Annotated in this window: 24 protein-coding genes; 11 read left to right on the top strand and 13 right to left on the bottom strand. The window is 58.3% G+C overall.

Annotation, left to right across the window (positions count from 1 at the left end):
* Positions 1-134: 134 nt before the first annotated feature.
* The 9 genes from QMX84_RS20665 to QMX84_RS20625 all read right to left on the bottom strand — a co-directional run bounded on the left by QMX84_RS20665 (position 135) and on the right by QMX84_RS20625 (position 11,828).
* On the bottom strand, positions 135-1,109 hold the full coding sequence (locus QMX84_RS20665) for a peptide ABC transporter ATP-binding protein (protein ID WP_262125508.1): 975 nt from the start codon (positions 1,107-1,109) through the stop codon (positions 135-137).
* Positions 1,109-2,077 carry an ABC transporter ATP-binding protein gene (locus QMX84_RS20660; protein WP_282364674.1) on the bottom strand — a complete coding sequence of 323 codons (969 nt, stop codon included), beginning with the start codon at positions 2,075-2,077 and terminating at the stop codon, positions 1,109-1,111. Before QMX84_RS20660 ends, QMX84_RS20665 begins: the two co-directional genes overlap by 1 nt.
* 10 nt (positions 2,078-2,087) lie before the next feature.
* On the bottom strand, positions 2,088-2,999 hold the full coding sequence (locus tag QMX84_RS20655; RefSeq protein WP_048391413.1) for an ABC transporter permease subunit: 912 nt from the start codon (positions 2,997-2,999) through the stop codon (positions 2,088-2,090).
* Positions 3,000-3,009: 10 nt separating this feature from the next.
* On the bottom strand, positions 3,010-4,020 hold the full coding sequence (locus tag QMX84_RS20650) for an ABC transporter permease subunit (RefSeq protein WP_048367255.1): 1,011 nt from the start codon (positions 4,018-4,020) through the stop codon (positions 3,010-3,012).
* Between the two features lie 74 nt (positions 4,021-4,094).
* The gene (locus tag QMX84_RS20645; RefSeq protein ID WP_282364673.1) at positions 4,095-5,690 is read right to left on the bottom strand and encodes an ABC transporter substrate-binding protein; all 1,596 of its coding nucleotides are present in this window, start codon (positions 5,688-5,690) and stop codon (positions 4,095-4,097) included.
* A gap of 87 nt (positions 5,691-5,777) precedes the next feature.
* On the bottom strand, positions 5,778-7,145 hold the full coding sequence (locus QMX84_RS20640) for an OprD family porin (RefSeq protein WP_282364672.1): 1,368 nt from the start codon (positions 7,143-7,145) through the stop codon (positions 5,778-5,780).
* A 151-nt stretch (positions 7,146-7,296) separates the two neighbouring features.
* Positions 7,297-8,895 (bottom strand): ABC transporter substrate-binding protein, encoded by a 1,599-nt coding sequence (locus QMX84_RS20635; protein ID WP_282364671.1) that lies wholly within the window; start codon positions 8,893-8,895, stop codon positions 7,297-7,299.
* A 283-nt stretch (positions 8,896-9,178) separates the two neighbouring features.
* On the bottom strand, positions 9,179-10,804 hold the full coding sequence (locus QMX84_RS20630) for an ABC transporter substrate-binding protein (protein WP_262125500.1): 1,626 nt from the start codon (positions 10,802-10,804) through the stop codon (positions 9,179-9,181).
* Positions 10,805-11,111: 307 nt separating this feature from the next.
* Positions 11,112-11,828, bottom strand: coding sequence for an SIMPL domain-containing protein (locus QMX84_RS20625; protein ID WP_262125498.1), 717 nt, complete (start codon positions 11,826-11,828; stop codon positions 11,112-11,114).
* 344 nt (positions 11,829-12,172) lie between these two features.
* Between QMX84_RS20625 and QMX84_RS20620 the strand changes: the two genes are divergently transcribed.
* From QMX84_RS20620 to QMX84_RS20595, 6 genes are all read left to right on the top strand, one after another.
* Positions 12,173-13,435, top strand: a complete 1,263-nt coding sequence (locus tag QMX84_RS20620) for an ATP-binding protein (RefSeq protein WP_048367247.1) — start codon at positions 12,173-12,175, stop codon at positions 13,433-13,435.
* Complete coding sequence (locus QMX84_RS20615; RefSeq protein WP_123751337.1) at positions 13,428-13,988, top strand: response regulator transcription factor; 561 nt, start codon at positions 13,428-13,430, stop codon at positions 13,986-13,988. Before QMX84_RS20620 ends, QMX84_RS20615 begins: the two co-directional genes overlap by 8 nt.
* 133 nt (positions 13,989-14,121) lie before the next feature.
* The gene (locus QMX84_RS20610; protein WP_282364670.1) at positions 14,122-15,837 is read left to right on the top strand and encodes an ABC transporter ATP-binding protein/permease; all 1,716 of its coding nucleotides are present in this window, start codon (positions 14,122-14,124) and stop codon (positions 15,835-15,837) included.
* 107 nt (positions 15,838-15,944) lie between these two features.
* Positions 15,945-16,439, top strand: coding sequence for a hypothetical protein (locus QMX84_RS20605; RefSeq protein WP_048367243.1), 495 nt, complete (start codon positions 15,945-15,947; stop codon positions 16,437-16,439).
* A gap of 51 nt (positions 16,440-16,490) precedes the next feature.
* A complete protein-coding gene (locus QMX84_RS20600; protein WP_262125495.1) occupies positions 16,491-16,778 on the top strand; it encodes a PA4642 family protein in 288 nt (95 codons plus the stop codon).
* A 213-nt stretch (positions 16,779-16,991) separates the two neighbouring features.
* Positions 16,992-17,444, top strand: a complete 453-nt coding sequence (locus QMX84_RS20595; protein WP_262125493.1) for a hypothetical protein — start codon at positions 16,992-16,994, stop codon at positions 17,442-17,444.
* A gap of 75 nt (positions 17,445-17,519) precedes the next feature.
* Here QMX84_RS20595 and mqo read toward each other — a convergent pair whose 3' ends face one another.
* Together mqo and QMX84_RS20585 are read right to left on the bottom strand one after the other, a co-directional pair.
* Positions 17,520-19,028 carry a malate dehydrogenase (quinone) gene (gene mqo / locus QMX84_RS20590; RefSeq protein ID WP_282364669.1) on the bottom strand — a complete coding sequence of 503 codons (1,509 nt, stop codon included), beginning with the start codon at positions 19,026-19,028 and terminating at the stop codon, positions 17,520-17,522.
* Between the two features lie 704 nt (positions 19,029-19,732).
* The gene (locus QMX84_RS20585) at positions 19,733-19,966 is read right to left on the bottom strand and encodes a hypothetical protein (RefSeq protein WP_282364668.1); all 234 of its coding nucleotides are present in this window, start codon (positions 19,964-19,966) and stop codon (positions 19,733-19,735) included.
* Between the two features lie 158 nt (positions 19,967-20,124).
* Between QMX84_RS20585 and QMX84_RS20580 the strand changes: the two genes are divergently transcribed.
* On the top strand, positions 20,125-20,709 hold the full coding sequence (locus tag QMX84_RS20580; protein ID WP_048367238.1) for a YajG family lipoprotein: 585 nt from the start codon (positions 20,125-20,127) through the stop codon (positions 20,707-20,709).
* A 60-nt stretch (positions 20,710-20,769) separates the two neighbouring features.
* On the opposite strand, the gene QMX84_RS20575 is transcribed toward QMX84_RS20580, so the two are convergent.
* Positions 20,770-20,976 (bottom strand): hypothetical protein, encoded by a 207-nt coding sequence (locus tag QMX84_RS20575; protein ID WP_048367237.1) that lies wholly within the window; start codon positions 20,974-20,976, stop codon positions 20,770-20,772.
* A gap of 154 nt (positions 20,977-21,130) precedes the next feature.
* Positions 21,131-22,294 (bottom strand): 1-acyl-sn-glycerol-3-phosphate acyltransferase, encoded by a 1,164-nt coding sequence (locus QMX84_RS20570; RefSeq protein ID WP_173430615.1) that lies wholly within the window; start codon positions 22,292-22,294, stop codon positions 21,131-21,133.
* 107 nt (positions 22,295-22,401) lie between these two features.
* Here QMX84_RS20570 and QMX84_RS20565 point away from each other — a divergent pair, with 107 nt between their 5' ends.
* The 4 genes from QMX84_RS20565 to QMX84_RS20550 are packed head-to-tail and all read left to right on the top strand — an operon-like array spanning position 22,402 to position 24,395.
* Positions 22,402-22,584: a CPXCG motif-containing cysteine-rich protein gene (locus tag QMX84_RS20565; RefSeq protein ID WP_153335300.1), complete on the top strand. Its 183-nt coding sequence runs from the start codon at positions 22,402-22,404 to the stop codon at positions 22,582-22,584.
* Positions 22,585-22,596: 12 nt separating this feature from the next.
* Entirely contained in the window at positions 22,597-22,857 is a 261-nt protein-coding gene (locus tag QMX84_RS20560) for a DUF2007 domain-containing protein (protein ID WP_048367234.1), read from the top strand.
* Positions 22,858-22,902: 45 nt separating this feature from the next.
* Positions 22,903-23,529 (top strand): SOS response-associated peptidase, encoded by a 627-nt coding sequence (locus QMX84_RS20555; RefSeq protein WP_262125487.1) that lies wholly within the window; start codon positions 22,903-22,905, stop codon positions 23,527-23,529.
* Between the two features lie 47 nt (positions 23,530-23,576).
* On the top strand, positions 23,577-24,395 hold the full coding sequence (locus tag QMX84_RS20550; RefSeq protein WP_282364667.1) for a M48 family metallopeptidase: 819 nt from the start codon (positions 23,577-23,579) through the stop codon (positions 24,393-24,395).
* The last annotated feature ends 92 nt before the right edge of the window (positions 24,396-24,487 follow it).

Here is a 24,487-nt window from a genome sequence, read left to right as displayed (position 1 = left end):
GGCTTGCTCGCGATGGTCGTTAACGATGACGCGTTTTGCCGAACAAATGAGGCGCCCTGAAAACCATCGCGAGCAAGCCCGCTCCCACCCTTTTTAAGTGAACTGCACTGGCGCCTACAGCCGGGGTTTTTGCGCTACGCCTGCAAAAACTGCTCGGCGTGATGGCAAGCCACTTGGCGGTTATCCAGCACACGCAATGACGGTTCATGAGTGCTGCAAAACTCGGTCGCGTACGCGCAGCGCTTGTGGAAGGCGCAACCAGAGGGCGGGTTGAGGGGGTTGGGCAGTTCTCCGGCGATTTTGATTTTCGGCTTGAGCGGGTCCGGGTGGATGGTCGGGGTCGCCGACAATAGCGCCTGGGTGTAAGGGTGCAGCGGCCGGGTGTAGATTTCTTCTTTGGGGCCCATTTCTACCGGGCGGCCCAGGTACATCACCAGCACTTCATCGGCCACATGCCGCACCACCGCCAGGTTGTGCGAGATAAAGACGTAAGCGGTGTTGAACTCTTGCTGCAAGTCCATGAACAGGTTGAGCACCTGCGCCTGAATCGACACGTCGAGGGCTGAGGTCGGCTCATCGGCCACCAGCACTTTGGGTTGCAGCATCATGGCCCGAGCCAGGGCGATGCGCTGGCGCTGGCCGCCCGAGAACATGTGCGGGTAGCGGTGGTAATGCTCAGGGCGCAAGCCGACCTGTTTCATCATGGCCTGGACTTTTTCACGGCGTTCGCTGGCGCTCAGGGCGGTGTTGATCAGCAGCGGCTCGGCCAGTTGGTCACCGACCTTTTGCCGCGGGTTGAGTGAAGCGTAGGGGCTCTGGAAGACCATCTGCACGTCTTTGCGCAGTTGTTTGCGTTCGGCCTTGTTGGCGCCTGCCACTTCTTGCCCGGCTATTTTCAATGAGCCCGAGGAGGGCTCTTCGATCAAGGTCAGGGCGCGGGCGAGGGTTGATTTTCCGCAGCCGGATTCACCGACCACGGCCAGGGTTTTCCCGGCTTCAAGTTCAAAAGACACACCGTTGAGCGCACGGACCACGGCATGGCCTTTGAACAGGCCGCGGGACACTTCGTAATGGCGGGTCAGATCACGGGCAGTCAGAACAACAGTCATTACGCCACCTCCTGGTTCAAGGGGAAGAAGCAGCGCACCTGGCTGTGAGCTTTGGGTTCAAGGGCCGGGCGTTGCTGGCGGCAGGTGTCTTGCACGTACGGGCAGCGCGGTGACAGCAGGCAGCCCTGAGGGCGGTCGTAACGGCCGGGGACGATGCCGGGCAAGGTCGCCAGCCGCGCAGCGCCCATGCTGTGTTCCGGGATGGCCGCCAGCAATGCTTCGCTGTACGGGTGCGCCGGGACGTCAAACAGCCCCGGCACGTTGCCGACTTCGACCGCTTGGCCTGCGTACATCACGCACACGCGCTGTGCGGTTTCGGCGACCACAGCGAGGTCGTGGGTAATCAGCACCAGGGCCATGTCCTGCTCGCGTTGCAGGTTGAGCAGCAAGTCCATGATCTGCGCCTGAATGGTCACGTCGAGCGCGGTGGTTGGTTCGTCAGCGATCAGCAGTTTGGGTTCGGCGGCGATGGCCATGGCGATCGCAACGCGCTGGCTCATGCCCCCCGACAACTGGTGCGGATAAGCCTGCATGCGGCTGGCCGCTGCGGGGATTTCGACTTTTTCGAGCAGTTCGATGGCGCGTTTGCGGGCGTCTTTTTTTGACATCTTGAGGTGCAGGCGCAGCACTTCTTCAATCTGGAAACCCACGGTGTAGCTGGGGTTCAAGGCGGTCATCGGGTCTTGAAAGACCATTGCCATGTCTTTGCCGACCACTTGCCGGCGTTGGCGTGGGCTAAGGGTCAGCATGTTTTTGTTGTCGAAGGTCAGGGCGTCGGCGGTGACAATGCCGGGGGCTTCGATCAGGCCCATCAGCGCCATCATGGTCACGGACTTGCCCGACCCCGATTCACCGACGATGGCCAGTACTTCGCCTTTATCCACAGACAGGCTCAAACCATCGACAACCGGCACGGCGTTGGCGTCGCCAAAACGAACGTTGAGATTCTTGATTTCTAGCAATGACATGGGAATCTCCTCAGGCGGCGTTTTTGAGTTTCGGGTCCAGCGCATCGCGCAGACCGTCGCCCATCAGGTTGATTGCCAGCACGCTGAGCAAAATGGCCAGGCCGGGCAGACTTACCACCCACCAGGCACGTTCGATGTAGTCACGGGCCGAGGCGAGCATGGTGCCCCACTCAGGCGTTGGCGGTTGCACGCCCAACCCCAGAAAACCCAGAGCCGCGGCGTCGAGGATCGCCGACGAGAAGCTCAAGGTTGCCTGTACGATCAGCGGCGCCATGCAGTTGGGCAGCACGGTGATAAACATCAGGCGCGGCAAGCTGGCCCCGGCCAGGCGTGCAGCGGTGACGTAGTCACGGTTCAGCTCGCCCATCACGGCGGCGCGGGTCAGGCGCACGTAGGACGGCAGCGAGACCACGGCAATCGCGATCACGGTGTTGATCAGGCCAGGGCCGAGGATGGCGACAATCGCCACCGCCAGCAGCAACGACGGCAAGGCCAGCATGATGTCCATCAGGCGCATGATGCTGGGGCCCAGCAGGCGCGGGAAGAACCCGGCGAACAGGCCCAAAATCACACCTGGAATCAGCGAAATCACCACCGATGACAAACCGATCAACAGCGACAGGCGCGAACCTGCGATCAGGCGCGAGAGCATGTCCCGGCCCAGTTCGTCGGTGCCCAGCAAAAACTGCCAGTTGCCGCCTTCTAGCCACACCGGCGGGGTGAGCAGGAAGTCGCGGTATTGCTCGCTCGGGTTATGCGGGGCGACCCACGGGGCAAACACCGCGCAGAACACGATGAGGCTCATGAACATCAGGCCCGCCACCGCGCCTTTGTTTTTCGCGAAGGCGTGCCAGAACTCTTTGTACGGGGAGGGATAAAGCAGGCTTTGATCCACTTCAGTGCTATTGGTCGAGGTACTCATGGTCAGGATCTCAGCGCTGGTGACGGATGCGTGGGTTGGCAAAGCCGTAGAGGATGTCCACCACGAAGTTGACCAGAATCACCAGGCAGGCGATTAGCAGGATGCCGTTTTGCACCACGGGATAGTCCCGGGCGCCAATGGCTTCGATCAGCCATTTACCGATACCGGGCCACGAGAAAATGGTTTCGGTGAGCACGGCACCGGCCAGCAGGGTGCCGACTTGCAGGCCGACCACGGTCAGCACCGGGATCAGCGCGTTGCGCAGGCCGTGTACGAACACCACCCGGGCAGGCGACAAGCCTTTGGCGCGGGCGGTGCGGATGTAGTCTTCGCGCAGCACTTCGAGCATCGATGAACGGGTCATGCGCGCAATCACTGCCAGCGGGATGGTGCCCAGCACGATGGCGGGCAAGATGATGTGGTGCAGCGCATCCCAGAACGCTTCGGGTTCGTCGCTGAGCAGGGTGTCGATGAGCATGAAGCCGGTTTTCGGCTCGATGTCGTAGAGCAGGTCGATGCGCCCGGAAACCGGGGTCCAGCCCAGGCCCACGGAAAAGAACATGATCAGGATCAGGCCCCACCAGAAGATCGGCATCGAATACCCGGCGAGGGAAATGCCCATCACCCCGTGGTCAAACAGTGAGCCGCGCTTGAGGGCCGCAATGACCCCGGCCAGCAAGCCGAAAATGCCTGCGAACAGCAGCGCTGCACCCGCCAGCTCAAGGGTGGCGGGGAACAGCGCGGTAAATTCGGTCCACACGCTTTCACGGGTGCGCAACGATTCGCCGAGGTCGCCGTGGGCGAGTTTGCCGACATAGTCAAAATACTGCTCATAGAGCGGTTTGTTCAGGCCAAGGCGCTCCATGGCCTGGGCGTGCATTTCGGGGTCGACGCGGCGTTCGCCCATCATGACTTCGACCGGATCGCCGGGGATCATGCGAATCAGGGCGAAGGTGAGCAAGGTGACGCCGAAAAACGTAGGGATCAACAGCCCTATTCGGCGGGCAATAAAACTAAACATCGTGTGGTGTTCCTCATCAGCCGGTCAGGCAGTTCGCCAGTGTCGGGGTGGACGCTGGCGGGTATTTTATTGTTCTACTTCACCTGGGTTGTGGCGAAATTATTATGGGTCAGTGGGCTTAAAGTGTAGCCCTCGACGTTTTTACGCATGGCTGTAAACAGCATAGGGTGGGCGACGTTGATCCAGGGTTGTTCTTGATGAAATACCACCTGTGCTTGTTCATAGAGTGCCGCCCGCTCTGCGGGTTCACTGCTGTTGCGGGCTTTGGTGATCAGGTCCTCGAAGGTTTTGTTGCACCAGCGAGCGTAGTTTTCGCCATTTTTAGCGGCCTCACAGCTCAGCAGCGGGGTGAGGAAGTTGTCTGGGTCGCCGTTGTCACCGCCCCAGCCGGTTGAAACCAGGTCGTGTTCGCCTGCTTTGGCACGCTTGAGCATTTCGCCCCATTCCATGACCCGGATGTCGAGTTTGATGCCGACTTTGGCCAGGTCTGACTGCAGCAACTGGGCGCCGAGCATCGGGTTGGGGTTGGTCGGGCCGCCACCATTGCGGGTGAACAGGGTGAAGGTGGTGCCTTCAGGCACACCGGCTTCCTTGAGCAGGGCGCGGGCTTTGTCCAGGTCGCGAGGCGGGCTTTGCAGGGTGGTGTTGAACCCCAGCATGGTCGGCGGGTACGGGTTGATGGCCAGCAGGGCGTTGCCTGCACCGTGGACGCTATTGAGGTAGGTTTGCTTGTCGAACGCCATGTCGATGGCCTGGCGCACCCGCACATCGCTGAGGTACTTGTGGCTGGTGTTCATGGCGATGTAGCTGGTCATCAGCGCCGCCAGTTCGTCGACCTTGAGGTTAGGGTCCTGGCGGATATTTTTAACTTCGTCGGGCTTGGGGTAGAGCGCGATCTGGCATTCGTTGGCCTTGAGCTTTTGCAGGCGCACGTTGCTGTCGGTGGTCACGGCGAAAATCAGGTTGTCGCTGGGTGGCTTGCCACGGAAGTAGTCCGGGTTGGCCTTGAAGCGCACTTGGGCGTCTTTGTTGTAGCGCAGGAAGATAAACGGCCCGGTGCCGACGGGTTTGCTGTTGAGGTCTGCGGTTTTACCGGACTTGAGCAATTGGTCGGCGTATTCGGCGGAATAGATCGAGGTGAACGGCATGGCCACGTCGCGCAGAAACGGCGACTCGGCATGGTTGAGGGTGATCTTGACCGTCATGTCGTCTATTTTTTCGACGCTTTTGAGCAGGTCTTTAAAGCCCATGCTTTCGAAGTAGGGGTAACCCACCAGCGAGAGTGCGTGCCACGGGTGATTGGGGTCGAGCTGGCGCTGAAAGCTCCAGATCACGTCGTCGGCGTTCAGGGTGCGGGTTGGTGTGAAGTAGTCGGTGGTATGAAACTTCACCCCGGGGCGCAGGTAAAAGGTGTATTCCAGCCCGTCCGGGCTGATGTCCCAGCGCTCTGCCAGGGCTGGCTCAACATCGGTAGTGCCCGGCTTGAAGTCGACCAGCCGGTCAAGGATGGTTTCTGCCGAGGCGTCAGCGGTCACCGCCGTGCTGTATTGAACGACATCGAACCCTTCGGGGCTGGCTTCGGTGCACACCACCAGGGTTTTGGCGTTAACACTCACGGCGGCACTGAGCAGTGCGGCGGCAAGGGCAGTGCGCAGTAGGTGTTTTTTCATGGCAACCCTCTCCTGATTAATTGAGCCTGCTAAGAACGGTGCGGGCTGTTTGAGCCCGCCGCCGTTCTGTTGAGCGCTATAAGACGTTTACAGAATATTGAACGGTATGGTCGTGACCACGCGGAACTCATTGATGCTGCCGTCAGACTGGTTTTTGCTGGCACGGTGCGTGGTGTAGGTCGCACGGATGGCCGTAGCTTTCAATGGACCGCTTTGAATTGCATAGGATGTGCCAACGCTGTACTCCGAATGCTTTTCACCGTCCATATTGCGTACATCATAGGCGGTGCCCTTGTAGTGGGTGCCGTCGATGTCCCAGCCGCGGGCGTGGTAGGCGTTGAATTTCAGGCCGGGAATACCGTACTGCGCCATGTTGATGCTGTACGCCAGTTGCAGTGACTTTTCGTTCGGGCCGTTGAAGTCCGACAGCAGCGAGTTGGCCAGGTAAATGCCGTTGGTTTCGTGCAGGTAGTCGAAGTACTCGTCGCCGACCACTTGCTGGTACGACAGGCTCACGGTATGGGCTTGGTGGGTCAGGCCGAAGGCCAGGCTGTAAGTGTCGTTGTTGATCTCGCCCATGGCTTTTTTGCCGGTGTCGAGGGTCTTGTAGTAGTTGAAGTTGGTGTTCAGGCCCAACACGGCATTGTCGCCCCAGTCATGCACGGCACCGACGTAGTACTGGTTCCAGAAGTCTTCGACGTGGGTGGCAAACAGCGAGGTTTTCAGGCTGCTGAACGGCTGGTAGCTGAGGCCTGCAACGCTGGCGCGATCTGTTTCGACCCCGAGGGCGCCATATTCACTGCGGAACTTGCTCAAGCTTTGTTCAGTACGCGGCGAGACGCGGTCAAAGGAGCCCGCGTCGACAATCAGGTTGTTGAACTCTTCGCTGCGCAAGCCCACCCCTTGAAAGCTTGAAGGCAGTGCACGGTTACCGATCACATCAATAGTGGGGCTGCTGAAGTTCTGTCGGCCTACGGTCAGTGTGGTGTTGGAAATGCGGGCCTTGATGTTTGCCAGGCCCAGCTTGCTCCACTGGCCAACCGCATCGCCGTCGCTGCGGCTGAGGGTGCGGTTGTTATTGCCGGCGATGTGATTGATATCGCGATCCAGGGCGATGGCATTGTACGCCGCCACTTGGGTGCTGAAGCCCACGGTCCCTTGGGTGAAGCCCGAGCTGAAATCAAGGATGGTGCCTTGGGTCCAGTTGATCCGGCGCGGCGTAGTTTTTGTGCTGCCATGATCGTTGTAGGTGAACTGGCCACCCCGACGTTTAAGCTCGTTCGCATACCAGTTGCGCGTGGTGCCGCTCAGGCTGCTGCCTTCGACAAAACCCTCAGCTGTACTTTGCTCGCTGGCTTCGGATTTAAGCTGGGTGCCGATAAATTCATCGGCGTGAGCGGTTGTACTGATGCCGCTGATGGCCAGGGCTAATAGCGTGGTGCTTGCAAGTTTCATGGTTGAGGCTCCTGTGCTTTTTTATTGTCGTTTTTGTTATGCGATACGGCTGTGTGGCTCCGTTTAGAGCGGTGTGAACATTTGTTCGGGCAAAGCCTTGGCGGACCACCGTGGGGTGGCCTGCGCAAACGTGGGTGGGTTAAAGGGTTATTCAGTCGTCGAGGCTGACGCCCGAGAAGGTATTGCGGCCAAAGGGGCTGACCTCAAAACCCTTGACCTTGACGCTCAAGGGTTGACTGACCGTTGAGTGGGCAATCGGGGTGATCGGGACCTGTTGCTTGAGCAACTGTTGGGCCTGTTTGTACAAGACGGTTCGTTGTTCGCGGTCAGTGAGGGTTCTGGCTTTTTTTATCAGTGTTTCGTAGGCGCTGTCGCACCACCTGGAGTAGTTGTTGGCACCTATGGCGTCACAGCTGTAAAGGGTGCCCAGCCAGTTGTCGGGGTCGCCGTTGTCACCGGTCCAGCCAATGAGGCTGATGTCATGCTCGCCTTGTTTAGTGCGTTTGATGTATTCGCCCCACTCATAACTGACGATGTTGATCTTGAGCCCGATCTTGGCCCAGTCGGATTGCAGCATTTGCGCCATCAGTTTGGCGTTCGGGTTGTAGGGACGTTGCACCGGCATGGCCCACAACGTGATTTCTGTGCCTTCTTTCACCCCGGCGGCCTTGAGCAGCGCTTTGGCTTTTTCCGGGTTGTAGGGCGCGTCCTTGATGGTCTCGTCATAGGACCATTGCGTCGGCGGCATGGCGTTGACGGCCTTTTGCCCCGCGCCCTGATACACCGCCTTGAGAATGGCGTCCTTGTTGATGGCCATGTCCAGCGCCTGGCGCACGGGCAGTTGGTCCAGGGGTTTGTGCTGGACGTTGTAGGTGATGTACCCCAGGTTGAAGCCGGGCTTTTCAATAACCTGCAAGGCCGGATCGGCCTTGAGCCCGGCCAGGTCGGCAGGGCGTGGGTTTAGCGAGATCTGGCACTCGTTTTTACGCAGCTTTTGCATGCGTGCCGAGGCGTCGATGTTGATCGAAAAAATCAGGTTGTCGAGTTTGACCTGGCTGGGGTCCCAATAGCCCTTGTGGGCGGCATAGCGGATGTTCGAGTCCTTTTGATAGCGCTGGAACATGTAGGGCCCGGTGCCGACCGGCTTTTGGTTGATGTCGCCAGGTTTGCTGGTGGCGAGCAGTTGCTCGGCGTATTCGGCCGAGACAATCGAGGCAAAGCTCATGGCCAGGTTTTGAATAAAGGCGGCGTCTACAGCGTTGAGCGTCATGACCACGGTCAGCGGGCCGGTTTTTTCGACGCTGGCGATGTTTTTGTTAAGGCTCATGCCGCTGAAATAAGGGAACTCGGTGGGGTATGCGAGGCGAAACGGATGGTCTGGGTGGATCATGCGATTGAAGGTGAACAGCACGTCATCGGCGTTGAAGTTTCGGGTCGGGGTAAACCATGGCGTGGTATGGAACTTCACCCCGTCGCGTAGATGGAAGGTGTAGGTCAGGCCGTCTTCAGACACCTCCCAGTGAGTTGCCAGGGCCGGGACAGCAACGGTGCCGCCCCTTTCAAACTCGGCCAGACGGTTGTACAGCGGTTCGGCAGCATCGTTATCGGTGGCGGTGGTGTATTGCGCGGTATCAAAACCGGCAGGGCTGCCTTCGGAACAAAACACCAGGCTATTGGCCGCGTATGCGAGCGGGCTACCGGCCAGTGCGCCGGCGCTGATCAATACAGACAAAACCAGAGGTTTATGCATCACGATCCCCATCCTTTTTGTTGTTTTATGAGTGCTGAATACGCGCCTTGTGAGCGGCGTACGGGTTCAGCGCATCAGCCATCCGGCGTTATGGGCCGGCAGTGGCTAGACGTTAGAGGGCGCGAGGCGGGTGAGTAAATGCGTCGGAGCTGACAATGTTGTAGGACGTTTCCGTGAGCCCTATAGCCTCTGCTGTAGTACGGGGTAGCTTAAAGCTGAAGGGAAATTCTGAGTTGCTTGTAGAGCGAGTGAATGCGGCGTTGTCGCCGCATTCACGGGTTACTTATTTGTCAACGCTGACGCCGTAGAAGGACATCAAGCCCAAGGGGCTGATCTTGAAACCTTCGACGTTTTTGCGCATCGGTTGATACACCGTTGAGTGGGCGATGGGTGTGAGCGGGACTTGTTCTTTGAGCAACTTCTGGGCTTTTTCGTAGAGTTCGGTTCGTTGCGCTTTGTCCGTGGTGTTTTTGGCGGCCGTGATCAGTTTGTCGAACTCGGGGTTACACCACTTGGAGAAGTTGTTGCCATTGATCGCGTCGCAGCCGAACAGGGTGCCGAGCCAGTTGTCCGGGTCACCGTTGTCGCCGCTCCAGCCAATCAGCATCGCGCCGTTTTCACCGCCTTTGGAGCGCTTGATGTACTCGCCCCATTCGTAAGTCATGATCTTGGCCTTGATGCCGATCTTGCCCCAGTCCGATTGCAGCATCTCAGCCATCAGCTTGGCGTTCGGGTTGTACGGGCGTTGAACCGGCATGGCCCACAAGGTGATTTCGGTGCCTTCCTTAATGCCTGCTTCCTTGAGCAGTTGCTTGGCTTTTTCAGGGTCGTAGGGCGCGTCTTTGATCGACTCGTCGTACGACCATTGGGTCGGCGGCAAGACGTTGGTCGCCAACTGGCCTGCGCCCTGATACACCGAATCAATGATTTGCTGTTTGTTTACGGCCATGTCCAGCGCCTGACGAACCTTGAGTTGGGCCATCGGGTTGGGCTCGTCGCTGCCTTTGATCTTGTCCATCACGTTGTAGGCGATGTAACCCGTGTTGAAGCCTGCCTGGCTGGGCATTTTCAGGTTGGGGTCTTCTTTAAGGGACTGCAGGTCTGCGGGGCGCGGGTAAATGGTGATCTGGCATTCGTTCTTTTTCAGCTTTTGCATGCGCACCGACGGGTCGGTGGTGATGGCGAAAATCAGGTTGTCGATTTTGACGTCTTCAGGCTTCCAGTAGTCTTTGTTGCCGGTGTAACGGATGTTCGAGTCTTTTTGGTAGCTCTTGAACACGAACGGGCCGGTGCCGATGGGTTTCTGGTTGATGTCGGACGGGTTGCCGGCCTTGAGCAGCTTGTCGGCGTACTCGGCCGACTCGATGGAGGCAAAGTGCATGGCCATGTTCTGGATAAAGGCAGCGTCGACAGTGTTCAGAGTGAACTTGACGGTGTGGTCGTCAATTTTTTCGACAGACTTGATGTTCTTGTCCATTCCCATGTCGGTGAAGTAGGGGAATTCGGTGGGATAGGCCTTACGGAACGGCATGTCTTTGTCGAGCATGCGGTTGAAGGTGAAGAGCACGTCGTCAGCGTTGAAGTTGCGAGTGGGGGTGAAGTACGGCGTGGTGTGGAACTTGACCCCGTCCCGCAAATGGAAGGTGTAGGTCAGGTTGTCCGGCGAAATATCCCAGCTCGTGGCCAGCCCTGGAATGACGTTGGTGCTGCCGCGTTCGAACTCGCTGAGGCGGTTGTAGATCGTTTCGGCCGAGGCGTCGAAGTCTGTGCCGGTGGTGTATTGGCCGGGATCAAAGCCGGCCGGGCTGCCTTCAGAGCAATACACCAGGTTGGTGGCTGCCTGGGCGAAAGGTGCGCTTGCCAGCAGGCTGGCGCCCACCAATAAAGGAATGACCGCGTGTTTGAACATGGAGACCTCTTTTTTGTCATTTTTAGTGTGAGGGCGACCCGGTGAATCAGCCTCTCGATACTTACCCCATCCTGGCCGGTGCAACAGACGCATCGCGGCTCTGGGTTAACCATAGACCGTTCACGTGCAGTTGCCGTTCGATCCAGATGGGGTGTTACTTATCTAGGCTCTTGGCGGGAAAATATGTCGGCGTATGTTTGTTTGTTCGTAGGAAAACTCCCTTTTCTTCGTGGGCGATTTGATATCGCGGGCACAAAAAAGCCCTTGCAGCGTGAAGGCTGCAAGGGCTTGGGGTGTGGCGAGGGGCTTATTGCATTTGAACTTCGATCACGCCGTCGGCACTCATGCTGACTTCGCTGGTGCCGGCTTCGACTTCAGGTGTCGGTGCGGAATCCATGGCTGCGCCTGCGGCTTTCATCATCATGGCGCTACGCATGTAGGGCTGCGGGTAACCGTTGCTGTTGAGGTTCAGGTTAACGATTTTGTAACCCTTGCCGCCCAGGGCATCGGTGGCCAGTTGAGCGCGGGCCTTGAAGGCATTGACCGCATCTTTGAGCAATGCATCTTCGCTGGTTTTACGTGTGGCGTTGGCCACGGTGAATTGCATGTTGCCCATTTTCAGGGTTTGCATGAGTTCGCCGGTCAGCTTGGACAAGGCCGCGAAATCGGTGCTTTCCAGGCGCAGTTCAGCGCGCTCACGCCAGCCGGTGATTTTCTGGGTCTTGTTGTCATAGATCGGATAGCTGTTGCGGTTGCCCTGACGCATGGTCACGTCTTTGACCTGCTTGGCCTGGCCGATGGCTTTATTCATTGCGGTGGTGATTTCAGCGGCGAGCTTGGCTGAGTCGGTGTTTTGCGCCTCGGTGTACAGCGTCACGATCATCAGATCGCGCGGCACTTCCTGGCTGGCTTCTGCGCGCAATGAGATCTGATTGTAATTAACCCCTTCAGCCAGGGCCGGCAGGCTGGCGAAAGCGCCGAGGCTCAAGGTCAAAAGGGCGGCAGTGCGCTGAACAGTAAACATAAAAGCTCCTTGGGTGAGGTCAGCAAGACTTATAAGACTGTAGTGGGCGGGATTCAGTTCGCCTACTTACATTTTCGATACAACTTCAGATAAGGGCGGGGGCGCAAAAATGGGTGGGCCATAAATCTGTGGGAGCGGGCTTGCTCGCGATGCAGGCACCGCCTGGGTATCTGTTGTATCGGGTCGATTCAATCGCGGGCAAGCCCGGCTCCCACAGGATAGTCAGGGGCTACTAGCGGTTTTTCCAAAAAATACACTGTGGCCCATTGCCGCACGTTTGCCTGTCAGGCCGCCAGCTTGGTTATACTCCGTGCGGTCGCCTGGAGCACTCATCAGGAGAGCTCATGCTCGCCCCCGTTCAAATTTTGTCCGCAACTCGCCAGAACCTCTGGCGTCTCACGTTTATCCGCATGCTGGTGCTGGTCGCACAGGCGGGGTCGGTGGGCATTGCCTACTGGTTTCATCTGCTGCCGCTGCCCTGGTTTCAGCTGTGCCTGACCCTCGGTTTTTCCGCGTTGCTGTGCGCGTTTACCGCGATTCGCCTGCGCACCACGTGGCCGGTCACCGAGCTTGAATACGCGCTGCAACTGGCCTGTGATCTGTTTATCCACAGTGCCTTGCTGTACTTCTCCGGAGGCTCGGCCAACCCGTTTGTGTCGTATTACCTGGTGCCGTTGACCATTGCGGCGGTGACGCTGCCCTGGCGCTACTCGCTGATTTTGACCGGCATCGCGCTGGCGCTGTACACATTGCTGCTGATGCAGTTTTACCCCGTGGAAGCAGCGCCGTTCTTCCGCGAAAAACTGCAGATTTACGGCATGTGGCTCAGTTTTGCCCTGTCGGCTGCAGTGATTACCTTTTTTGCCGCCCGAATGGGCGAAGAGCTGCGCCGCCAAGAAGAACTGCGCGCATTGCGCCGTGAAGAAGGCCTGCGTGACCAGCAATTGCTGGCAGTTGCGACCCAGGCTGCCGGCGCGGCGCATGAATTGGGCACGCCGTTGTCGACCATGAGCGTGCTGCTCAAGGAGATTCGTCGCGATCACCCGGACCCCGAGTTGCAGGACGATTTAAGCGTGCTGCAAGATCAGGTCAAGTTGTGCAAAGAGACCTTGCAGCAACTGGTCCGGGCTGCCGAGGCCAATCGTCGTCTGGCCATTGAGGTCCAGGACGTTACTGAGTGGCTCGATGAGGCGTTGAACCGCTGGCACCTGATGCGCCCGGAAGCGACCTATCGCTTTCAGTGCTTGGGGCACGCGCCGGTGCCACGTCTGGCGCCACCGCCAGACCTCACCCAGGCATTGCTCAACTTGCTTAACAACGCCGCCGACGCTTGCCCGGAAGGGCTCGAAGTGACCGTGGATTGGGACGCCGTTGATTTAACCATCAGTATTCGTGACCACGGTGCGGGTGTACCGTTGGCCATTGCCGAACAAATCGGCAAACCGTTTTTTACAACCAAAGGCAAAGGCTTCGGCCTGGGCCTATTCTTGAGCAAAGCCAGCGTGACACGCGCTGGCGGCTCGGTAAAACTCTACAGTCATGAGGATGGCGGCACGCTCACCGAGCTACGCCTGCCACGTGTCTCCCGAGGAAACGAAAATGAGTGAAGAGATTCAGGTCGAAGGCGAAGAACTGCCACATTTGTTGTTAGTGGATGACGACGCGACATTTACCCGCGTCATGGCGCGCGCCATGGCCCGACGCGGATTTCGCGTCAGCACGGCAGGCTCCGCTGAAGAAGGGCTGCTTCTGGCTCAGCAGGACGTGCCTGATTTCGCCACGCTGGACCTGAAGATGGAAGGTGATTCGGGCCTGGTGCTGCTGCCCAAGTTGCTGGAACTCGATCCAGACATGCGCGTGGTGATCCTGACCGGTTATTCGAGCATCGCCACGGCGGTCGAGGCGATCAAGCGCGGCGCCTGCAATTACCTGTGCAAACCGGCTGACGCCGACGACGTGATGGCTGCCCTGCTGAGCCAGCACGCCGACCTCGACTCGCTGGTGCCGGATAACCCGATGTCGGTCGATCGCCTGCAGTGGGAGCACATCCAACGCGTATTGGGTGAACATGAAGGCAATATCTCGGCAACTGCCCGTGCGCTGGGCATGCATCGACGTACCTTGCAACGCAAATTGCAGAAGCGTCCGGTCCGACGCTGAACAGAAGCTGTCGCAGTTTCGTTTCAATTTGCAACGAAACTGCGACCGGCCCTAGTCTGTTTTACAACGTGCTAATGCGCCGGTCGCCCTGATCGGCTCGCAGGTTGCTCTTTACTCCCAACGAGCCCGAACGATGAATCAGAACGCTGAGCCTTCTGTCGTAAATGATGCTGTGCGTGGAGATTTTATTCCTCGCGTCTGGGGGTTGATAACGCCTTACTGGCGCAGTGAGGAGCGCGCCAAGGCCTGGCTGCTGTTGATCGCGGTGATTGCCTTGTCGCTGGTCAGCGTCGGCATTTCGGTATGGATCAACCATTGGTACAAAGACTTCTATAACGCGCTGGAAAACAAAGACAGCGCAGCCTTCTGGCACCTGATCGGTTACTTCGGGCTGATTGCCGCCGCCGGTATTGTGGGCGCGGTGTACCGGCTATACCTGACGCAGATGCTGACCATCCGCTGGCGGCGCTGGCTGACCGAGCAGCACTTTGCGCGCTGGCTCGCTCACAAAAACTACTATCAACTGGAGCAGGGCGGTTACACCGATAACCCTGACCAGCGCATCAGTGAAGACCTCAACTCCTTCACCGACAGCACGCTCTCCCTAGGCCTGGGCTTGATCCGCAACGTGGTCAGCCTGGTGTCGTTCTCGATTATTTTGTGGGGCGTGTCGGGCAGCATCGAAGTCTTCGGCATCACCGTTCCCGGCTATATGTTTTGGTGCGCGCTGTTATATGCGCTGATCGGCAGTTGGCTGGCGCATTTGATCGGTCGCCGCCTGATTGGCCTGAGCAACCAACAACAACGCTACGAAGCGGATCTGCGTTTTTCGATGGTGCGGGTGCGTGAAAACGCCGAGAGCATCGCGTTGTACAACGGCGAACCTAACGAACTAGAGCGCCTGAGCAGCCGCTTCAGCAAGGTCTGGCATAACTTCTGGACGCAAATGAAGGTGACCAAGCGCCTGACGTTTTTCACGGCCGGTTATTCGCAAATTGCGATTATCTTCCCCTTTATCGTGGCGGCCCCGCGCTACTTCGCGGGCAAGATCGAGTTGGGTGAGCTGATGCAAATCAACTCCGCTTTCGGCAATGTGCAGGAGAACTTCAGCTGGTTTATCGACGCCTACGTGACCTTGGCGGCGTGGCGCGCCACCTGTGATCGTCTGCTGAGCTTCCGTCAGGCCATGACCGACAACGAACAGCGCCAACCGGCGATTGATGTACAGGCGCAGGGCGCGGCGTTAAGCGTCGATGACCTGAGCCTGGACCTGGCCGATGGCCGGCCTTTGTTGCACGGGGCGAGCCTGAACGTGGCGCCCGGTGAGCGGTTAATGCTCAGCGGTCGCTCCGGCAGCGGTAAAAGTACCTTGCTGCGCGCCATGGGCGGGCTTTGGCCACAAGGCGGCGGGGCGATTCGAATGCCCCATGAACGGGCGTTGTTCCTGCCGCAAAAACCTTACCTGCCAATTGGCACCTTGCGCGAGGCGCTGAGTTATCCACAGACCGGCGATACCTACCCGACTGAGCGCTATGAAGAAGTGCTGCGCACTTGTCGGCTGGAGCATCTGATCCCCAAGCTTGATGAGGCCAATCATTGGCAGCGAGTGTTGTCGGGTGGTGAGCAGCAGCGACTGGCGTTTGCTAGGGCACTGTTGTATCGCCCGCAATGGCTGTACATGGACGAAGCGACGTCAGCGATGGACGAAGAGGACGAGGCGCGGTTGTACCAGGCGCTTATCGATCAACTGCCGGGCCTGAGCATTGTCAGCGTGGGGCACCGCAGCAGCCTGGCGCGCTTCCATCCGCGGCATGTGCGGATTGAGTCGGGCCAATTACTGGCCCAGTAATGGGCCGACGCAGTGAAGGCGCGTAACCGGCCTGAGCGGTGTGATAACCGGTCATGGCTTGTTACGTGTGCGTGCTAGAGTGCCTGCCTCGCCTTTCGGAGCAGGTCATGAACCGCTTATTTCGCTGTGTTGCCCCTCTTTTGTTGACCGTCAGCTTGCCCTTGGCCGCAGCGCCCGCGGTTTCTTCGCCTGCCCATGCACAGTTTTTGCCCGCCGATGATTTGCAGTTACGCAGCGAGAAGCCTGAGCAGCAGCAACTGATGCAGGTGACGTCGTATTCCGTGGTGGTGGGCAGTCAACGCCCCTCCAATCAGCAGCCGATTCCGGTCACGGCGTCGTTGCTGGTGCGCTTGAAGGGCAAACCGTTGAGCCAGGGCGCGACCGTACGCGAAGTGCTGATTTCATTCGATGGTGAAAGCAAGAGCCTGAAAAAGCCGGCTTTTGACAGTGAGAGCAAAACCCTGACGTTGTCTTATCCGCTGTCCCAATACCGCGTGGTGATGGATTTGTTGCGCAACGACATCGTCTATTGCCAGTTTTTGACCTATGCCAATGGCCATATTTGGGCTGACTTGCACACCGGCAGCGTGCGTGCGCGTTGAGCCTTGGGTAAACTGCGGCCCTCGTGAAGTATCAGCAGGCTGGAGTCGGACATGCGTAAAGATAAGAAGCAGTTGATTGGTGATGAGATTGGCGATGAGCAGATCAAGTTGTTCCTGGACTTTGAGCCTGTGGACGCGACGTCCCCTTCACTGCACAAATTGATTAAAGGTTATCGCGGTCTACGTATCGACGACTTTGAACGCTTCCTGACCTTTTTCAAAGAGGCCGGCTACGATCTGGATGGCAAGGATGAGCACGGTCTGACTTTTGTCGACCTCATCAAAGACCAGCGCAATGCTGCCGAGTACATCGAGCTCATCGAGGCTGCACGCGGCTGATCCAGCCTGTAAGAGCGAGCTTGCCTCGCGATCTTTTAGACGATCAAAAGATCGCGAGGCAAGCTCGCTCCTACTCCGTTATATAGGCACCAACAAAGACCCTTCCTACACAACCTGCGCTTTTTGCGACGGGGTGTTTTTGTGTGGGCGAACAATACTCAAGGGCGCCCAAAAGGACTTTGGGCTGTCTTTTAACTTGAAGGGAATCGAACCATGACTCGCCTTAACGATGTGATAAAAACGTTGGTCTTTGGAGCAGGGCTTATCGCTTTGGGCTCGGCTGCCCTGGCGGCCGATGAAGTGCTGGAGGTAGAGGTGTTTAATGCCAGCGCCCATGCCATCACGCCAGGAGATGATTTTTCATGGCTGGAAGACCCTGACAACGCCGGGCATGACTTTGTAGTCGAGCCCAAGTCCAGTCAGGAGCTTATGTATTACCTACCCATCGCCAGAGGCTCAGAGGCATTTACCTATCGCCAGGGCGAGCAGGCCTGCCATTTCGGTTTTGGCCACCTTGCGCCGGGTGAGGCAAACCTCAATCGCTGGGCCAAGGCCAAATCAACGGGGACGGTTGCAGCCACCTGTGCGGCTGAGCTTATTGCCGTGCCGGACGATGACGAATTTATACGCAATGGCGGCACACGGGTGCTGTTCACGATGGGCTAGATCTTAAGCCAACAAAAAGCCCCTGACCCGGAAGGGCAGGGGCTTTGGGTGGCCAGTCAATGCGCCAGCGTTGCGTTACGCGAGTTGGGTATCAGCCTTTTTGGGCTCAACCAGTTCCAGCAACTCGGAGTTGCGGGTGCTGATTTCGCGATACAGCTCGGCGTCGGTCTCGAGGGTCTTTTCCCGTGCCGGGAAAATTTCCTTGAGGCGCGCAGCCCACTCGCCGGTGGCCTTATGCGCAAAGCAGCGCTCGATCAGGTCCAGCATGATCGACACGGTCACCGATGCACCGGGTGACGCACCCAGCAGGGCGGCCAGAGAGCCGTCTTTGGCGGCAACCAGCTCGGTACCGAACTGCAACACACCGCCTTTTTTCGGGTCTTTCTTGATGATCTGAACCCGTTGGCCGGCCACTTCCAGGCGCCAGTCTTCAGCCTTGGCCTGTGGGTAGAAGCGACGCAGGGATTCCAGACGCTCTTCCATTGTCTGGCGCACTTCACTGATCAAGTACTTGGTCAGGTCCATGTTGTCGCGGGCAACGGCCAGCATTGGGCCGATGTTACCCAGGCGGATCGACATTGGCAGGTCAAGGAACGAGCCGTGCTTGAGGAACTTGGTGGTGAAGCCAGCATAAGGTCCGAACAGCAGCGACTTTTTACCGTCAACCACGCGGGTGTCCAGGTGCGGAACCGACATCGGTGGCGAACCCACGGCGGCCTGGCTGTACACCTTGGCCTGGTGGTGTTTGACCACTTCGGGATTGTCGCAACGCAGCCATTGGCCACTCACCGGGAAGCCGCCGTATCCTTTGCTTTCTTCGATGCCCGAGGCTTGCAGCAATGGCAAGGCCGCGCCACCTGCACCCAGGAACACGAATTTGGCATCGACATGGCGAGTGTTGCCGCTGTTGATGTCTTTGATGCTGACGGTCCAGCCGCTGCCATTGCGCTTGAGGCCAGTGACTCTTTTGCTGTACTTGATCTGCGTGCCTTCAGCGCTGGCCAAGTGCTTGAGCAATTGCTGGGTCAAGGCGCCGAAGTTAACGTCAGTCCCGTGCTGGACGCGGGTGGCCGAGATCACTTGGTCCGCAGGGCGGCCCGGCATCATCAGCGGCATCCACTCAGCCATTTTGGCTTTGTCTTCGGTGTATTCCATGTCGGCAAACGCATGGTGCTTGCTCAGCACGTCAAAGCGTTTTTTCAGAAAGGCCACACCTTTTTCGCCTTCGACATAGCTCAGATGAGGCACTGGGCTAATGAAGGATTTGCACGAACCGAAGGTCCCTTGTTGGGCCAGGTGGGCCCAAAACTGCTTGGACACTTCGAACTGGGCATTGATGTGCACCGCTTTCTTGATGTCGATCGAGCCATCGGCCGCTTGCGGCGTGTAGTTCAATTCGCACAAGCCAGCGTGGCCGGTGCCTGCGTTGTTCCACGGGTTGGAACTCTCTGCAGCACCCGAATCCATCTGCTCAACAACTTCCAGCGTAATACCAGGGTCGAGCTCTTTGAGCAGCACGGCCAAGGTGGCACTCATGATGCCCGCTCCAACCAGTACTACGTCGACTGCTTCGTTATGCGCCATTAACGCGTCTCCAAAATCTACGGCACCTAATTGACGGCATAGCTGCCAGGTGTACCAAGGCCTGTTTTAGATAGGGGCTCTGGTCACTCATAGCAAGGATCGCCATGTCCGATTCATCGCAATTTCTTGCAGCTTCAGCGGACGCCGCCAACCGGGCCTTCAAGGTTCATATGAACGCATTTCAGTGCTCGGGAGGCAATTCGACTTAAGGTCAAGAGCGTCCGTTTGTGCAACCAAATCCGTAAGCGGACAGGCTTTCAGTCCCGTGCTCTGGAGCCGATCAAGTTCCTGCTGGGTGAAGATGTTGCAGACGCTAATGGTGCTTGTTCAGACGCAAAACTTTTCATTTGCTCGCCACACTCTTGTGAAGTTGTGAAAACCCGTTTTTTTCACGCTCTCTTGAAGACGTGAACCTCAAAAAAGGGCTACCGCTACTGGCGCGTGCGGGTATACAACGCACAGGCCGAGCAACATGGCAGCTCTGGCAGATCGGGCAAAGGCGCAGGTTGGTGTTGAAAACAGCAAGCTGCCAGCTTCACATGATCTGTGTGGGCGGCTCTCTGTGGGCGGTACGAAGGAGCTAATAAAAGCACATTAGCGATGCTGCGAGGCCCGATCAGGAGACGTCCTTATAATCGGGGGGAGATTGTAGCGAAGAAACGTGGGCAATTGATCCTGTTAAATGACTTTTCTTGGTGCGTCCGTCAGAGGCCGAGTGCGGGTAGCACCGCTGAACGCGTTGTGCGCGCAGGCATACGGGCGCTGGCAGGTAGTACCTGGTGCAACCAGTTGAGGCGAATTTCTTCGATCTCGACCCAATTGTCGCCGACCGGCGGTTGTTTGCACTGTTTAAAAGCCTGGCAGCGGCCCATGGAGTCCAGGCGTGCGTAGCAGCGATGAGGTTGCAGAAACGAGAATAACGACCATGACCTGTTCATGGGGAGCACCTGTTGAGTCAGTAGGTCAAACATTACCGGTGGGTCGTGACATGACGATGTATCGGCCATGACAAGGTGGTGACAGCAAGCGGCTGGTGACCGCAGGTACAGCACCGCTATACTGGCGTCCGGTTTTATCCAGTCCTGGAGAGATGAGCATGTTGCAACGCCTGTTGTTCGGTTTGATCACTGTGACCAGTTTGACTCTGGTCGGCTGCGCCCACAGCCCGCAACAACTCAGTCCGCAGCCTAAACTGACCAAGCAAATCGCGCCTGTCGGCCGTGGTCAGCCTGTGGTCGTGCGCGTGGTGGATGGTCGTCCTTCGCCAACCCTGGGCACTCGCGGTGGCATGTACCCGGAGACCAGCTCGATCAACGTCAGCAGCGCCGATGTGATCCCCAAGCTGCAAGCTCAAGCCGAAGCCGCAGTGCGTTTGCTGGGCTACACCCCGACGGCCAATGGCGGGAACGCGCCGCAATTGACCGTTACCTTGTCTGAACTCAAGTATCAGTCGCCTAAAGACACCATGTACGTGACCGAAGCGACCATCGGTGCGGCCTTCCGCTCTGACGTGCGCAATGGCGGCCGTTCTTACAGCGGTCGCTACAGCGCCTCGCTGGATCAACGCTTCGGCATGGCGCCGAATCAGGAAACCAACACCAAGCTGGTCAGCGACGTGTTGAGCGATGCCCTGACGCGCGTGTTCGAAGACCCGTCGGTCGGTCGTTTGCTCGGCGAGTAAACATCGACCCACAAAAAAGCCCGAACGGCTTGAGTTCGGGCTTTTTTGTGTCTGGCAGGTTCATGCGGCCTCGGCGTAGGGCTCAAGGCGGCTGATGCCGGTAAGCAGGTCCAGCTCGGGCAGGTCGGCATGGGTGTGACCGCTGAGCGCGCAATAGACCAGCCAGTGACGATCCTGGACGTTGAAGGAAAAGCTCTCGATCAATGCCTGTTGTTCATCACTCGGGGCGATCAGATAGAGGCGGTCCTGGTTTTCAGCGTGCAGCATGACAAGCTCCGTGTCAGTGTCGAGGGGCCATAGAGTGGCCTCTCTTCATGACGATACGGTGACAGGGCAATTTAGGCCGGTTGTCATGTTTTGCCAGAGGCTGGCGTGCCTTGCGATCCTTTAAAGATCAAAAGATCGCGAGGCAAGCTCGCTCCTACAGGGGCAGGCCAGCCTTGACGCGGTACTGGTTGCGCACCGGCATTGCGTATTGCAGCACCAGATACGGGCGATGCTCGGCCGGGCAGGCGTCCAGACGGCGTTGCCATTCTTGCTGGGCCTTGGCCAGTTCTTGCTCCGGGAAGACTTCGGCGGCGCTCGGTACCTGCAATTGCGGGTCTGCATCGGCCCACTGGGCATACGCCAGGTAGTGCGCGGGGAACAGGCGGTAGCCGGTGAGGATGTGGCGATCCATTTCGGTGGCCAGCAGTTTGCTGTCCTCGAATGCTTCGCTGATCGGCGCCGCAAAGTTTACGTGCACACGGCCTTTGTAGCCGGTGATGCCGTTGGCAATGCTGGTGTCGTCTTCGCCGGGGGCTTTGCTGTACGTGCCCGTGGTCGCGCGGATGTACAGCTCGCGAGCCTTGGCCTGGTCGCACGGGTCGTATTCGTAGCTGATCGACACCGGGGTGAGGTTCAGTGACTGAATGACCTCGGCGAAAGGCTCGTTTTTACGGCTCATGTGAAACATCTTCAAGATCGCCGAGTCGGTGCGGTCATCACCGTCTTTGGCGCGGCCTTCCGCCTGGGCGATCCAGATGGACTGGCCGTCGTTGCGAATCGAGTGGTTGATGTACGCCGACAACAGTTGGTACGCCGCCAGCTTTTCACGGCGCCCGGTGATCGAGCGGTGCACGATAAAGCTTTTGTTCAGGCGCATCAGGTCGCTGACAAAAGGCTTTTGCAGCAGGTTGTCGCCAATCGCGATGCGCGGGGTTGGCAAGCCTGCGTGGTACACGGCGTAGTTGACGAAGGCCGGGTCCATCACGATGTCGCGGTGGTTGGCCAGAAACAGGTAGGCGGTGCCCGACTTCAATTGCTCGACGCCGGTATAGGTCACTCCGTCTGTGGCATGCTCGATGGTGCGGTCGACGTACACCTCGACCTTGTCTTGCAAGCTCGCGACCGATGTCACGTTCGCGAACTCTTTGCGCAGGCGATGCGCTATAAGGGGTTTTAACAGCCAGCCGAATGCACCCGCCAGGCGTGGAAAGCGAAAGTGGGTGAGGATATCTAGAAAAGCCTTGTCACTGAGCAGTCTCGCCAGAACAGCCGGGACTTCAGTGTCACTGTAAGGTCGGATGGTATCGAATTCGCCCATCATGTTCTCTTGTTGGAAGCGGCTAGGATTAATACACAGGGCAGGACAAAAATAGGGCCCTGCTAATAGACCGGCGATTATACGCATAAGTCACTCTGGAGACCGCGATGCTTGAAACTGAGAACTACGATTGCCCCTATTGCGGCGAGCCAGGCGAAGCTGTGCTTGATCTGACGGGGGGCGATCAGCAGTACATCGAAGATTGCGCGGTGTGTTGCCGGCCGATTGTGTTTACGCTCCAGACCGACGGCCAGGAGTGGATGCTCGATGTACACAGTGAAAACGAGTAGCAGGCAGGTGATATGCAGCGAATCTACGAGCCGGAAAATTTGATGGAAGCTGAACTTTTACTGGGCATGCTTGCCAGTGAAGGCATCGTTGCGTGCTTGCAGGGGCGTGACCTGGTGGGCGGTACGGGCGAGTTGCCAGCCTTGGGCTTGCTGGGGTTGGCGGTCGCCAATGAGCAAGCGTTACAGGCACGCGAGTTGATCGATGCGTACAATGGCGCCTCGCCGCTGGCGGGTGACGAGCCTGAAAGCTTTGCGGGTGTACTGGACTGCTGAGCAGCCTTTTTTCACTGTATCTATATAGAAGAGTTGTGCAGCCCCATGTGTGGACGTTTTGCCTTGTTTCGTTGGAGTCCTGCCTTTGCAGCCTTGCCCGGGTTCCCGGCGGACCAGCAGGCCCAGTGGAACATTTCACCCAATGACTCGGTGTTGATCCTGCGCGCAGGCCAGGAGCCCGGGCAGCGAGAGCTGGCGCGCGCGCGTTGGGGGCTGACGCCGTCGTGGATGACCGACCTGTCGCGCACGCCTGCCCATGCCCGTGCCGAAACCCTGGCGGAACAGCCGATGTTTCGCGAGGCTTTTCGCCAGCGGCGCTGCCTGATTCCGGCCAACGGCTTTTATGAATGGCGGGGCACTGCGCGCAAGCGGCCTTATTGGCTGACGCCGGGCGTGGGTTCGTCGCTGTTTTTTGCCGGGATCTGGGAGGCGTATCCGGTCGAAGGGCATGTGTGGCTGAGCACTGCCGTGGTGACCCAGGCGGCGGCTACTCAGCGTCGTCCTTTAATACTTGATGAGGTCGGGCAGCAAGCCTGGCTTGATCCCGATACGCCGCTGCCGGCCTTGCAAGCGCTGCTCGCCAGCCCGCAAGCCGCGTTGCGCGAGCGGCCCTTGGCCAATCTGGTCAACGATCCCAAACTCAATGCACCTGAGTGCCTGACGCCGGGTTGAGATACGATGCGCGCCACCTTTATGGACCGTCTTTATGGAGAGCTTCGATGGGTAAGTTAGCGGTAATGTGCGCGCTGGGCGCAGGGGTGTTGCTCAGTGGCTGCCAGGCGGTGAACACCACCCAGGGCGGTGCGGTGGGGGTTGAGCGCAAGCAATATATGTTCAGCATGCTGTCGAGCCAGCAAGTTGACCAAATGTACGCACAGTCGTACCAGGAAACCGTCAGCACGGCCAACGTCAAAGGGGTGCTGGACAAAACCAGTGCCAACGCCAAACGCCTGCAGGCCATTGCCAATCGGCTGATTGCCCAGGCGCCGGTGTTTCGCCCGGATGCCGCGCAATGGAACTGGGAGGTCAATCTGATCAAGAGCGACGAACTCAACGCCAACTGCGGCCCTGGCGGCAAGATCATTTTCTACAGCGGGATCATCGAGCAGCTCAACCTGAGTGACGACGAAATTGCGGCGGTCATGGGCCATGAAATTGCCCACGCCTTGCGCGAACACGGGCGTGAGTCCATGTCCAAGGCGTACGGCGTCGAGATCGCCAAACAGGGCGCGGGCGCCTTGCTCGGCTTGGGCCAGGACAGCATGCAATTGGCCGATACCGTGGTCAATTACAGCCTGACGTTGCCCAACAGTCGCAGCAATGAAAACGAAGCAGACCTGATTGGCCTGGAACTCGCGGCGCGTGCGGGTTACAACCCGAACGCCGCGATTACCCTGTGGCAGAAAATGGGCCAGGCTTCGCAAAACTCGCCGCCTGAATTCATGAGTACCCACCCGGCCTCCAGCAGCCGGATTGCTTCGCTGGAAGCGGCGATTCCCAAGGTGATGCCGCTTTATCAGCAGGCCCCGAAAACCTGAGGCGTGCAGGCCTTGTGTGGGAGCGGGCTTGCTCGCGATACGGCGGGCGCGGTCTGAATCATTGATCGCGGTGATGCCATCGCGAGCAAGCC

The sequence above is a fragment of the Pseudomonas sp. PS01297 genome (genome assembly GCF_029959305.1).
Lineage (GTDB): Bacteria > Pseudomonadota > Gammaproteobacteria > Pseudomonadales > Pseudomonadaceae > Aquipseudomonas > Aquipseudomonas helleri.
This window is presented reverse-complemented; position numbering and strand designations above follow the sequence as displayed.

Bases quoted from the DNA above. Each gene is read 5' to 3' on its own strand.
- QMX84_RS20615 (WP_123751337.1), top strand. From the start codon at position 13,428: ATGAGTGAAGAGATTCAGGTCGAAGGCGAAGAACTGCCACATTTGTTG.
- QMX84_RS20655 (WP_048391413.1), bottom strand. From the start codon at position 2,999: ATGAGTACCTCGACCAATAGCACTGAAGTGGATCAAAGCCTGCTTTAT.
- QMX84_RS20580 (WP_048367238.1), top strand. From the start codon at position 20,125: ATGTTGCAACGCCTGTTGTTCGGTTTGATCACTGTGACCAGTTTGACT.
- QMX84_RS20630 (WP_262125500.1), bottom strand. From the start codon at position 10,804: ATGTTCAAACACGCGGTCATTCCTTTATTGGTGGGCGCCAGCCTGCTG.
- QMX84_RS20650 (WP_048367255.1), bottom strand. From the start codon at position 4,020: ATGTTTAGTTTTATTGCCCGCCGAATAGGGCTGTTGATCCCTACGTTT.
- QMX84_RS20620 (WP_048367247.1), top strand. From the start codon at position 12,173: ATGCTCGCCCCCGTTCAAATTTTGTCCGCAACTCGCCAGAACCTCTGG.
- QMX84_RS20575 (WP_048367237.1), bottom strand. From the start codon at position 20,976: ATGCTGCACGCTGAAAACCAGGACCGCCTCTATCTGATCGCCCCGAGT.
- QMX84_RS20550 (WP_282364667.1), top strand. From the start codon at position 23,577: ATGGGTAAGTTAGCGGTAATGTGCGCGCTGGGCGCAGGGGTGTTGCTC.
- QMX84_RS20635 (WP_282364671.1), bottom strand. From the start codon at position 8,895: ATGCATAAACCTCTGGTTTTGTCTGTATTGATCAGCGCCGGCGCACTG.
- QMX84_RS20660 (WP_282364674.1), bottom strand. From the start codon at position 2,077: ATGTCATTGCTAGAAATCAAGAATCTCAACGTTCGTTTTGGCGACGCC.
- mqo (WP_282364669.1), bottom strand. From the start codon at position 19,028: ATGGCGCATAACGAAGCAGTCGACGTAGTACTGGTTGGAGCGGGCATC.
- QMX84_RS20665 (WP_262125508.1), bottom strand. From the start codon at position 1,109: ATGACTGTTGTTCTGACTGCCCGTGATCTGACCCGCCATTACGAAGTG.
- QMX84_RS20585 (WP_282364668.1), bottom strand. From the start codon at position 19,966: ATGAACAGGTCATGGTCGTTATTCTCGTTTCTGCAACCTCATCGCTGC.
- QMX84_RS20640 (WP_282364672.1), bottom strand. From the start codon at position 7,145: ATGAAACTTGCAAGCACCACGCTATTAGCCCTGGCCATCAGCGGCATC.
- QMX84_RS20600 (WP_262125495.1), top strand. From the start codon at position 16,491: ATGCGTAAAGATAAGAAGCAGTTGATTGGTGATGAGATTGGCGATGAG.
- QMX84_RS20610 (WP_282364670.1), top strand. From the start codon at position 14,122: ATGAATCAGAACGCTGAGCCTTCTGTCGTAAATGATGCTGTGCGTGGA.
- QMX84_RS20605 (WP_048367243.1), top strand. From the start codon at position 15,945: ATGAACCGCTTATTTCGCTGTGTTGCCCCTCTTTTGTTGACCGTCAGC.
- QMX84_RS20595 (WP_262125493.1), top strand. From the start codon at position 16,992: ATGACTCGCCTTAACGATGTGATAAAAACGTTGGTCTTTGGAGCAGGG.
- QMX84_RS20570 (WP_173430615.1), bottom strand. From the start codon at position 22,294: ATGGGCGAATTCGATACCATCCGACCTTACAGTGACACTGAAGTCCCG.
- QMX84_RS20555 (WP_262125487.1), top strand. From the start codon at position 22,903: ATGTGTGGACGTTTTGCCTTGTTTCGTTGGAGTCCTGCCTTTGCAGCC.
- QMX84_RS20625 (WP_262125498.1), bottom strand. From the start codon at position 11,828: ATGTTTACTGTTCAGCGCACTGCCGCCCTTTTGACCTTGAGCCTCGGC.
- QMX84_RS20645 (WP_282364673.1), bottom strand. From the start codon at position 5,690: ATGAAAAAACACCTACTGCGCACTGCCCTTGCCGCCGCACTGCTCAGT.
- QMX84_RS20560 (WP_048367234.1), top strand. From the start codon at position 22,597: ATGCAGCGAATCTACGAGCCGGAAAATTTGATGGAAGCTGAACTTTTA.
- QMX84_RS20565 (WP_153335300.1), top strand. From the start codon at position 22,402: ATGCTTGAAACTGAGAACTACGATTGCCCCTATTGCGGCGAGCCAGGC.